Source organism: Alteromonas sp. AMM-1, from assembly GCF_047290655.1.
GTDB lineage: Bacteria > Pseudomonadota > Gammaproteobacteria > Enterobacterales > Alteromonadaceae > Alteromonas > Alteromonas mangrovi.
The window spans coordinates 1-9,676 of record NZ_JBLBUE010000138.1 but is presented as its reverse complement, the minus strand read 5'-3'; the positions used below and the strand labels follow the sequence as shown (position 1 = coordinate 9,676).

At 47.9% G+C, this 9,676-nt stretch carries 10 protein-coding genes and 1 pseudogene; 2 read left to right on the top strand and 9 right to left on the bottom strand.

Annotated features, from left to right (window positions below):
- Positions 1–393: pseudogene (locus ACLR2L_RS16170) on the bottom strand (hypothetical protein); the annotation flags it as partial.
- Between the two features lie 215 nt (positions 394–608).
- Between ACLR2L_RS16170 and dnaB the strand changes: the two are divergent.
- A complete protein-coding gene (dnaB, locus tag ACLR2L_RS16165) occupies positions 609–1,997 on the top strand; it encodes a replicative DNA helicase (protein WP_140961047.1) in 1,389 nt (462 codons plus the stop codon).
- 24 nt (positions 1,998–2,021) lie between these two features.
- Here dnaB and ACLR2L_RS16160 read toward each other — a convergent pair whose 3' ends face one another.
- From ACLR2L_RS16160 to rsd, 8 genes are all read right to left on the bottom strand, one after another.
- Complete coding sequence (locus ACLR2L_RS16160; protein ID WP_413369542.1) at positions 2,022–4,028, bottom strand: methyl-accepting chemotaxis protein; 2,007 nt, start codon at positions 4,026–4,028, stop codon at positions 2,022–2,024.
- 11 nt (positions 4,029–4,039) lie between these two features.
- Complete coding sequence (locus ACLR2L_RS16155; RefSeq protein WP_413369541.1) at positions 4,040–4,684, bottom strand: carbohydrate porin; 645 nt, start codon at positions 4,682–4,684, stop codon at positions 4,040–4,042.
- 3 nt (positions 4,685–4,687) lie between these two features.
- Complete coding sequence (locus tag ACLR2L_RS16150; RefSeq protein ID WP_413369539.1) at positions 4,688–5,122, bottom strand: hypothetical protein; 435 nt, start codon at positions 5,120–5,122, stop codon at positions 4,688–4,690.
- A gap of 195 nt (positions 5,123–5,317) precedes the next feature.
- On the bottom strand, positions 5,318–6,529 hold the full coding sequence (locus tag ACLR2L_RS16145; RefSeq protein WP_413369537.1) for an OmpA family protein: 1,212 nt from the start codon (positions 6,527–6,529) through the stop codon (positions 5,318–5,320).
- Between the two features lie 89 nt (positions 6,530–6,618).
- Positions 6,619–7,083 carry a secondary thiamine-phosphate synthase enzyme YjbQ gene (locus tag ACLR2L_RS16140; RefSeq protein WP_181405232.1) on the bottom strand — a complete coding sequence of 155 codons (465 nt, stop codon included), beginning with the start codon at positions 7,081–7,083 and terminating at the stop codon, positions 6,619–6,621.
- Positions 7,040–7,504 (bottom strand): chemotaxis protein CheX, encoded by a 465-nt coding sequence (locus ACLR2L_RS16135; RefSeq protein ID WP_140961037.1) that lies wholly within the window; start codon positions 7,502–7,504, stop codon positions 7,040–7,042. Before ACLR2L_RS16135 ends, ACLR2L_RS16140 begins: the two co-directional genes overlap by 44 nt.
- Positions 7,494–7,967, bottom strand: coding sequence for a transcriptional repressor (locus tag ACLR2L_RS16130; RefSeq protein ID WP_140961035.1), 474 nt, complete (start codon positions 7,965–7,967; stop codon positions 7,494–7,496). The genes ACLR2L_RS16135 and ACLR2L_RS16130 overlap by 11 nt, the downstream gene beginning before the upstream one ends.
- 71 nt (positions 7,968–8,038) lie before the next feature.
- On the bottom strand, positions 8,039–8,503 hold the full coding sequence (gene rsd, locus ACLR2L_RS16125) for a sigma D regulator (protein WP_413369535.1): 465 nt from the start codon (positions 8,501–8,503) through the stop codon (positions 8,039–8,041).
- Positions 8,504–8,720: 217 nt separating this feature from the next.
- Here rsd and nudC point away from each other — a divergent pair, with 217 nt between their 5' ends.
- Positions 8,721–9,545, top strand: coding sequence for an NAD(+) diphosphatase (gene nudC, locus ACLR2L_RS16120; protein ID WP_140961032.1), 825 nt, complete (start codon positions 8,721–8,723; stop codon positions 9,543–9,545).
- Positions 9,546–9,676: the final 131 nt, after the last annotated feature.

Below are 9,676 nucleotides of genomic sequence, written 5' to 3'. Positions count from 1 at the left end.
TCCTCCCCAGCTCTTGAGCACGTTACCTTGAGGGGAGAGCTGCAAAATATGCGGCGCCGCTTCACAGCACAAACCGGTTTTTGGCGATTGCTCTAAGGCCAGATCCAGTTGGCTTAACGAATTAGGGCGATGTAAAAGCCACACATTGTCTTGTTTATCTACCGCTAATCCGGGTACCTGGCCAATCAGCCAGGTGTCGGGCAAGGTCGGCCAGGCCGCATCTACTTTAAAAACAGGCATAGGGCGTGATGCGCCCGGTTCGGGGTAACTTTCTATGTCTACCAGTGAGGCGGCTTGAGTGCACAACGCTGCACTGCTGGTTATGGCAACGGCCATGAGTTGGTTCATTTTACGTTTTATCGGCGTGCTAAAAGCATCGAATATTGCTGTCATGAGGGCTCCGATAGGTTATTCGCTGATGATGGTGGCGATACGTGATTGCTTTTTATTCGGATTATTATGCTGGCAGTATTATCGATGTGTTCAAGCTAATTAGAGACGGGTAACGTAAAGATACGGTCAATGCATTGATTACATCCCGATGCTGCATTGTGGTTCGAAATATCGCATAATACCGATTTGGTGCATTAATCAGGTAGTCAGGTAGCGTGAAAGCCGTTTCTTCCAGTTCCGACAAAAGCGTTGAAAAGCTTAAAATCCCACCGCACAGCATTGAAGCTGAACAGGCGGTATTGGGAAGTATGCTTATCGACCCGGAAACCTGGGACAAAGTAACGGAACTGGTAACCGACACCGAGTTTTATAACCGCTCACACCAAATCATTTTTAAAGCGATTTTGGGCTTGCTGGCCAACAACAACCCGGTAGATTTGATCACCGTGTCTGAGGCGCTGGAAAAAAATGATCAACTCGACGATGCCGGCGGCTTCGCTTACTTGGGTGAACTTGCCCGCAACACTCCCAGCTCAGCAAACGTTACCGCTTATGCCAAAATTATTCGTGAACGTGCAATTACCCGCGAATTAATTGGTGTAGCGAATGAAATTGCCGAGGTAGGTTATAACCCGGAAGGGCGCAACAGTGCAGATATTCTGGATATGGCCGAGAGCAAGGTGTTTGAAATTGCCGAACGCCGAACCGGTGAATCAGAAGGTCCGCAAAGCATAGAATCGGTGCTGGGGAAAACCATTGACCGGCTAGAAGCACTGATCAAAACCGATAAAGAAGTGACTGGTGTTACAACCGGATTTCAGGATTTAGATAAGAAAACCAGCGGTTTACAGGGTTCTGACCTCATTATTGTGGCGGCACGTCCGTCAATGGGTAAAACCACGTTTGCAATGAACCTGTGTGAAAACGCCATGTTGGCAGAAGATAAGCCGGTATTGGTGTTCAGTTTGGAGATGCCCTCTGAACAGATCATGATGCGTATGCTGGCATCGCTTAGCCGGGTGGATCAAACCAAAATTCGTACTGCCCGATTAGACGACGAAGACTGGGCGCGTATTTCAAATACCATGGCGATGCTCAAAGAGAAAGACAATCTGTACGTAGATGACTCTTCCGGTCTGACACCTATGGATGTGCGGAGCCGGGCGCGTAAACTCGCTCGTGAGCGCGGTGGTCTAAGTATGATCATGGTGGATTACTTGCAATTAATGCGTGTTCCATCGCTGTCTGACAATCGTACGTTGGAAATTGCGGAAATTTCACGCTCACTGAAAGCGTTGGCAAAAGAATTGAATATACCGGTGGTTGCACTATCGCAGCTAAACCGGAGTCTTGAACAACGGGCAGACAAACGCCCCGTTAACTCCGACTTGCGTGAATCAGGCTCTATCGAGCAGGATGCCGACTTGATCATGTTTATTTACCGTGATGAGGTATATCACGAGAACAGCGAATATAAAGGCATCGCCGAAATCATTATTGGTAAGCAACGTAACGGTCCAATTGGCACCTGCCGTTTAACCTTCCAGGGGCAGTTTTCGAGGTTCGATAATTACGCAGGCCCGGCGTTTGATGATGAGTATTAAACCGTCTTAACAGTCGGTTTATTCCTAAACCTTAAACTGAGCCAATTCGGAGTCCAATTCATCGCTGCTTTTGTTCAGTTGTAATACGTGATTCTGGGTTTGCTTTGCATCAGCGTTGGACTGTTGAGCGAGATCAGCGATCGATTGTACCTTCAAAGACACGTCTGAAATTGTAATGGTTTGCTGCTCTGTAGCGGCGGATATCTGATTGATCATCATGGTGAGATCGTCCATTTGCGCACGAATTTCCGTTAGTGACTCGCCAGCTTCGCCCGAACGTATCTTGCCTTTGCTCACTTCATCTACACAACTTTCCATAAGCTCGAAACAGCGCTGCGTTTGATCCTGAATGGCTTTAATGACTTCGCCAATTTCGCTGGTAGAAGAATCGGTTTTTTGCGCCAGAGTACGCACTTCGTCAGCGACCACGGCAAATCCTCGTCCTTGCTCGCCAGCACGTGCTGCTTCAATGGCGGCATTAAGAGCCAGCAAATTGGTTTGGGCAGAAATGGCCGTGATCACAGACACAATCTCACCAATTTTATCGGCCTGATCTTTCAGCGATGCGATGGATTCGGAGCTGGCACTTACCCTATCGGTAATAGCCTGCATACTGGAAATGGTATCCTGAACCCTGCGTTGCCCGCTTTGTGCCAACGTACTGGCTTTCTCAGCATTCTGCGCAGCGTTCACACAGTTGTTGGCAATTTCAGCAGATACCTGCGACATTTGTTCGCTGGCTACCGCCACTTCATCTGCCTGGGACGCAGTTTGCTGAGCGCTGGTGGTAATGGTTATTGCGCTTTTGCCGGTATCAGTTACCAATACCCGAATAGCACTCCCACTGTGTTTGATGCGTTTTATCATCACTTGTAAACGTTCTATAAATTCATCTACATAACTCGATAAATCGCCAATCTCATCGTTTCGGTGAAGCGCAGTCCGCTTGGTCAAATCGCCATCGCCTGTGGCGATATTGTGAATGCGGTAGGCAATTGAGCGGATTGGTCTGACTACGGCTTTACGTGTCAGAATGGTCAGTACCCCGGCCATTGCCAAACCAGCAATAAATGCAATACTCATCAGCAGAAATACAAACGACACGGTTCCGGCACTTGCCTCAACCTGGCTTTCCACCATACTGTCGCCGGCTTCTTCTACCTCTTCGAGCATGGCAAGCAACGCTTTGGTTGTTGATTGATAGCGTTCGTTAGTTGTGGTGTATGTGATGTATTGCGAGATTAATCTGTCCCGTTGCTCATCAAAATCATTCATTAGCGTTTGCAGTGCCTGAGCCTGACTCATTCCCGGTACAATAGAGGAACGGCCGTTAAAGCTATTGGTGCCAAGCATACTGCCCATCGCGTCATGGGTGAAGTCGGCTGCCTCAGCAATTTCTGTGCGAATACTCTGGGCAGATTCACCACGCAGGAGTCTTTCTAAAAAATACAACTGCTGAAGTAACCCTATGGTGGTTTCCATGCCGCCATCGGCCGCTTCCCATTTTTCGCGAAGTCCGGTATCCCAACTGATGCGCGTACCAGGGTTATTTTCCAACTCCTCTACGGCGGCGTCGCCTTTTTCTTCCAATTCTTCCAGCAGTGTTACCAATTCAGCGGTAGTGTCCCGAAATGCGCTTAGCAGATTCGAAAACTCAGCATACTGGCTTTTTAACGTATTGCCTTGTTGCTCCCATTCTTTGCGCTGTACCCGCAGTGCTTCGAGCTTGCGCGAATTTACAATGCCGGCGTTTTCCAGGCGTTGGTGCGCTTCAGATGCGGCATCCCGGGATGCGTTTAATTCGTTGTCGTCAACCGGTTTGCCTGCCAGCATACGTTCAATCATGCGGATCTGTTGCTGTAGTTCTATGGTAGTTTCCATTGCGCCGTCGGCAGAATCCCAGGCCGGACCGACCAGATATTCCAGTGTATTGCTGAGGCGGTTAATACCGTAAAAGGCGGTCGTAGCAATAAGCACAACGGTAAGTACCATCAAACTTAAACCCAATGTCGCTTTTTTGGATAGGGTCATCTCATTGCTCCTTAGAAGACAGACGCGTCTATGCGCAAGGTAAATACCCAGGCATTGTTAATGGTTGTGTCACCCGATGGATGCTGAATAATCTGAAGGTCGGGTTGCAGCGTAAAGTGCTCGCTGAAAGGAATTTGCCAGTAGATTTCCAGAGCAGTTTCCCATCCTGCATCCGGTAACAATTGTTCACTGAATCGAACCGCTGTAATGCCGATCCCGGCCTGATGACCATCGTTTGAAAAAACGTCTTCAAATGCCAGCCCGGTGCCCAGGTGAAGGTCAATTTCACTGACGTCTCCACTCGTGTATCCCGCTTGAATGAAGTGGCTTACCTTTGAGCTGTCTAACCAGTTAAGTGTCGGCATGGCGTTGTCAAAAATGGCGTAAATACCATCACTATGCTCGGCCAGTAAGGTGTCTTCTTCAGAGACAACCGGGTTAGAGTCTCTCCAGTAGCCGGTTTTTATGACTATGTCAGAGGTTAACTGAAACTGAAGTTCTGTGATGTAAAACTGTTCGTCGAAGTTTGTTGCAGACTCGGCCGCATAAATGCCACCCAGCCAGGTTATTGATTCGGTTATGGCCATACCACCGTTCAAACTTAGTGCTGGCGTGGGGTAGGTGGGCAGCATGAAAATGGTGGGGCTAAATCCCATTGATTAGTTAATAAAGCCCCCGCCGTGCTCAGTGAAGGCGAATTCACCGTTTGCGTCGTGCTTGCCAAGCCTAATAAATCCCGAGTCGGTGCTAAAGGCATAGTAAAGCTCGTAAATCCTCGCGAAATTGGCTTCGTCGATATTTGAGTATGCTTGCGCGTCACCCGTGTCAGCCGAACCATCTTTGCCTCGCTGAATTTGAATGCTGGCAAACAGGGTGTGGTTGTTCAGCGTTGCTTCAATACCGCTGTCTATGAGAATCCTACTGGTGAAACCTTCATCCAGTCCGCCACTGAATACCTGCGAGTTATCGTTAGTAAAGCCGCCATAACTGCTCCATTGAATGGCTTCGTCCCCCTTTACATATGAGCAAGGACTCATCAACAACAGACAGGCTATTAAATAACGGCTGTTTCCGAACAACATAGGCTTAGCCATGCAAAGTTAAGACACCATTGAATGTAGTCAACAGATGGTATAAGCGCAAATGAGCGGAGCAAAAGGGAGTAGGAATCGACAAGGGGGGCAGTTAACGTGATTCCCGGTTACCGACTATCGGCTTTCCATTGTACCTGAAATAAAAACGCCCGCATGATGCGGGCGTCTGGACGGTTTACTCAGTTACGTTAGTGATTATTTCTTCGGTACAGAAATGGTTTCACTTACTTTAACTTCGATACGACGGTTAATGTGATGCGCTTCTTTCGTGTTAGCTGTGTCTAACAAACGTTCTTCACCGTAACCTACTGAGCTCAGGCGAGCCATATCGATACCGTATTCTTTTACCAGTACTGCTTTCAACGCATTGGCGCGACGTAACGACAAATCTTTGTTGTATGCATCGGCACCTGGTGCAGAAGAGTGGCCTTCAATAACGGCTTTGGTTTTACCGTAACGACTCAGGAATTGTGCTAATTCAACAATTTGTGGGTCACGGGTATCTTCAATTACGGCGCTGTTGTTAGCAAACAGGATGCGTACTTCAATTGACACTTTCTCGTCAGTGAAAATGGTACAACCGTTAGGATGTACTTCATCCCCTGCTGGTGTGTTTGGACACATGTCTTTGCTGTCTACTACGCCGTCGTTATCGGAATCTGGCTCAATTGCACAGCCTTTGCCGTCAACTTCGGTACCGGCTGGTGTATTAGGACACTGATCCTTGCTGTTAATTACGCCATCACCGTCTTTGTCGGCGTCACAACCCATTTCGTCAACAGGTGAACCCATTGGCGTGCCTGGGCAGCGATCCAAACTGTCTACAACGCCATCTTTGTCAGCATCAGCTGGCGCGGCCACTACTGGCGCAGGTGCATTGTACGTCGACTGCGTTGAAGCACCAAAGGTGTAAGACAAACCAAGCTTCGCACTTACGTCGTAATAGCTTTCGCTGAAATCGCGGTAAGCAGCCAGTTCAGTAATCACTTTAAATTTGTCGGAAACAGCCCATTGTTTACCTAAGCCGTAGCCCAGCATTTGATAGTTGTCGTCTAAATTTTCGTAATAAAGACCACCAAATACGTAGAAAAGGTCGTCATTGAAGAAGTACATGGCGTCCACACCTACCAGTGGACCGCTTTCGCCGTTACCACCGTTTGCGCCATCTAAATCCAGATACGAGGCAGAAATACGTGCTGCCCAGTTTTCGTCGAAACGGAAACCAGCTTCGGCACCAATGCCAAAGCCATCGTCAATTTGTGCAGCTGGCTGAGGCTTTCCGGCGTCAGTGCTGTAATACATGCCATAACCACCTACCCAGTTGTCAGGCTTTGTCTCTTGCGCCATAACGGGAGTAGCCACTAAGCCTGCGGCAATCAGAGCGAGAGTGATAGTAGTTTTTTTCATTGTTGACTTCCTGTGTTGCAATAATGTGTGTCCTGAGTACTATGCGAAAGCTGTGCCAGCATAGTACTTTAGGCTTTTAACAGAAATAATTACTGGCCTTGTAAGGTCGCAATAATTGAGCGTGGGCCCGCTTGGTCGCGGTGTTCTCCAAGGGTGATACCTTGCCAGGTACCGAGTGCAAGCTTACCACGTTGAACCGGTATGGTTAACTGGCAGCCCAGTAAACTGCTTTTGATATGAGCGGGCATGTCATCCGGCCCTTCATAGGTGTGAGTAAAATAGGTTGAGTTTTCTTTAACTGTATGATTAAAAAAAGATTCCAGGTCTCTTCTTACCGACGGATCCGCGTTCTCATTAATGGTTAAACTGGCACTTGTGTGTTGCAACATCAAGTGTAATAAACCCACTTCGAAGTGTTTTATTTGAGGTAGTGCGGAAGTGATTTCATCTGTGATTAAATGAAAGCCCCTGGCGTAGGGGCGAAGGGTAATTTTTTCACAGTACCAGGAATTATTTATCAAAACAGATTTCCAGGTAGGCTTTTCCAAGTTCATGATTAAATGGCAGGATTATCTTAGGGCCATCTACCTGATGGCTGATAGAGTGTTGCTTTCCGGATACAACCACGGGGGTAGCCATACCAAACTCAAACCCTTTCTCTGCCAAATCGCGTTTGGCGCTGCCGCAAATCATGTTGGTGACTTCTCCTACAAGATCTGCAACTTCCGCATCAATGGTCTTGGGCGCTTCACCTACCATTTTCAGCATGATGTCGAGAATGAGCTTTTCTTCAAAGGTAATTGACATGGAACCTTTAACATTTGGGCCTACCATGCCAATCAGTCCCGACACATCGCCCGACGCAACATCAGAATTTTTGCGTTTGGGTTTGCCTGGAGACAGTGTGGTTTGTGCCATGGTTTCCAGAACATTGAGTAATCCCGCTATAAAAGGGTTTACAAACTCAGCATTCATTGTGTTCTTCTCCCAGCGCCAACGACTCGCTTTCCTGGCAGTCGGCGCAAAGTCCGTGAGCTTCTATAGTTTGCTTGGAAATTTTAAATCCATGCTGTTTAGCCTGATTGTCGAGTGTTTCTTTCAGACCTTCAGATTGTATCTCAGAGACGTCACCACAACTGTCGCAAATAAGAAACTGCACCGGGTGGTGACATCCAAAATGATAGCAGGCAACAAACGCGTTGGTAGATTCAAGTCGATGAATCAACCCAAAGTCGAGTAAAAAGTCCAGCGCACGGTACACAGTTGCCGGTTTGGCGCTGGATTCGGTTTCTTTTAAACTGTCTAACAATTCATAAGCACCCATAGGACCGTGTTTGTCGAGCATGAGTTCATAGACTTTTTCCCGCAGCGGGGTAAATCTGGCGCCGCGCTGTTCGCAGTAGGCCCTGGCTTTATTAACTATTGTTGCGTTCTTCATGCGTTGTTATGTTCTTACTTCAGTGTATACCCGGTCTACTTTACAGATATTAACTTATTGATTCTAGGTAATTACTCAGTTACAGGTGTTTGCACCAGTCCATGCATATGCTGAATCAGCTCGTCTTCCAGTTCAAACCGCTCTACCAGCGCTTCGCCCAGGGCTGCAACAGACTGCTCAAACTTTGCTGCGAGATCCGGATGAAAGTCATCAGCATAGCTGTCGTTGAAGTCTAATGCCAAATCCGTAGTGGCCGCTATTAACGGGTAAATACGTTGCTTGAGCGCTAAACCATCAGCGTTATCGCTTACCAGCATTTCATATACTTCAAAATGACCTGCAGAGAGATAATCCATAAGCAGTGTGCAAAACTCGCTTACCTCACTGGCGTCGGGCAGCGCATCGCGCCGCTGATAGTTTACGCCAGCCAGTTCGCAATACTGAATAAGTAGCTGTTTTCTACCAAGCAGCCACCCATCAATGGTTTTGTTTGCGCCACCCCAGCGTTGCTTGGCTACTTCTACCTGTTTTAACATCCAACAATACCCTGGCTGTATTACCCTTTTAATTGAGTATAACACCGCCTCACAGACGTACAAATCACAGACACTAATATTTACCAATTCATAGCGTTGACACAAATATAGCGCTAAATCAGCAAGCAATCTTCATTATTGATTGTTATTACTGCTGCGCTTACTGAGAGCGCTGCGTTATACTCTTGGCCTTAACAGTTATGACGGGAAGTGAAACGTGCTGGAGTTAACAACAAGCATTGCCGGGCAAGCCGGGTTATGGCTGATTGTCAGCCGGGATCAGATTATTGTACCGGCAGGCGAAGCCACTATGCCATTGTTATCCTGGCAATCGTTACACTTCATTCATCACTATAAAGATCAGGTTAAGCAGTTAAATGCCGCTGACTTACCACTCGAGGTGCCGCTGTACGTTGTTGATGTGGGCGCAGAGCAAATTGATGAGCCTGGCTGGGAAACTATTTCATTCAGACAGCTGTTAGTAAGCGAAAGCCGCATTGCTTATGAAGCGTTGGCCAGAGCCTGGCAGTACATTCACTTTTTGCGTACTCACCGTTTTTGTGGGCAGTGTGGATCGCCTACCCAGGCGATTGACTGGGAAATGGCTGTGCAGTGCAGAGGGTGTGGCCATCGCTGTTACCCAAGAGTATCGCCTTGTACTATTGTGGCTATTTACCGCGGTAAAGAAATTTTACTGGCAAGAAGCGTGCGTCACCGGCATTCCGATATGTTTTCAATCATCGCTGGCTTCGTAGAGAGTGGTGAAAGCGTTGAGCAGGCAACCCATCGCGAGATTCTGGAAGAGGTGGGCGTGAAGGTGAAAAACCTTGAATATTATGGTAGTCAGGCCTGGCCGTTTCCGCATTCATTAATGATGGGGTATTTTGCTGAATACGACAGCGGCGACATCGCCATTGATGAAAAGGAAATTATTGAGGCTGACTGGTATCACATCGACAACCTGCCAACCACGCCGCCAACGCTGTCTATCGCCGGTAAAATGGTTAACAGCCTGGTAGAGCGACTCAGAGCCCAGGATTAACGATACAGAGACGGGCAGTAACGCGCTGCATTATGCTAGAGCGGCAACTGCCTGATGCTAGAGCGGCAACTGCCTGATGCTAGAGCGGCAACTGCCTGATGCTAGAGCGGCAACTGCCTGATGCTAGAGCG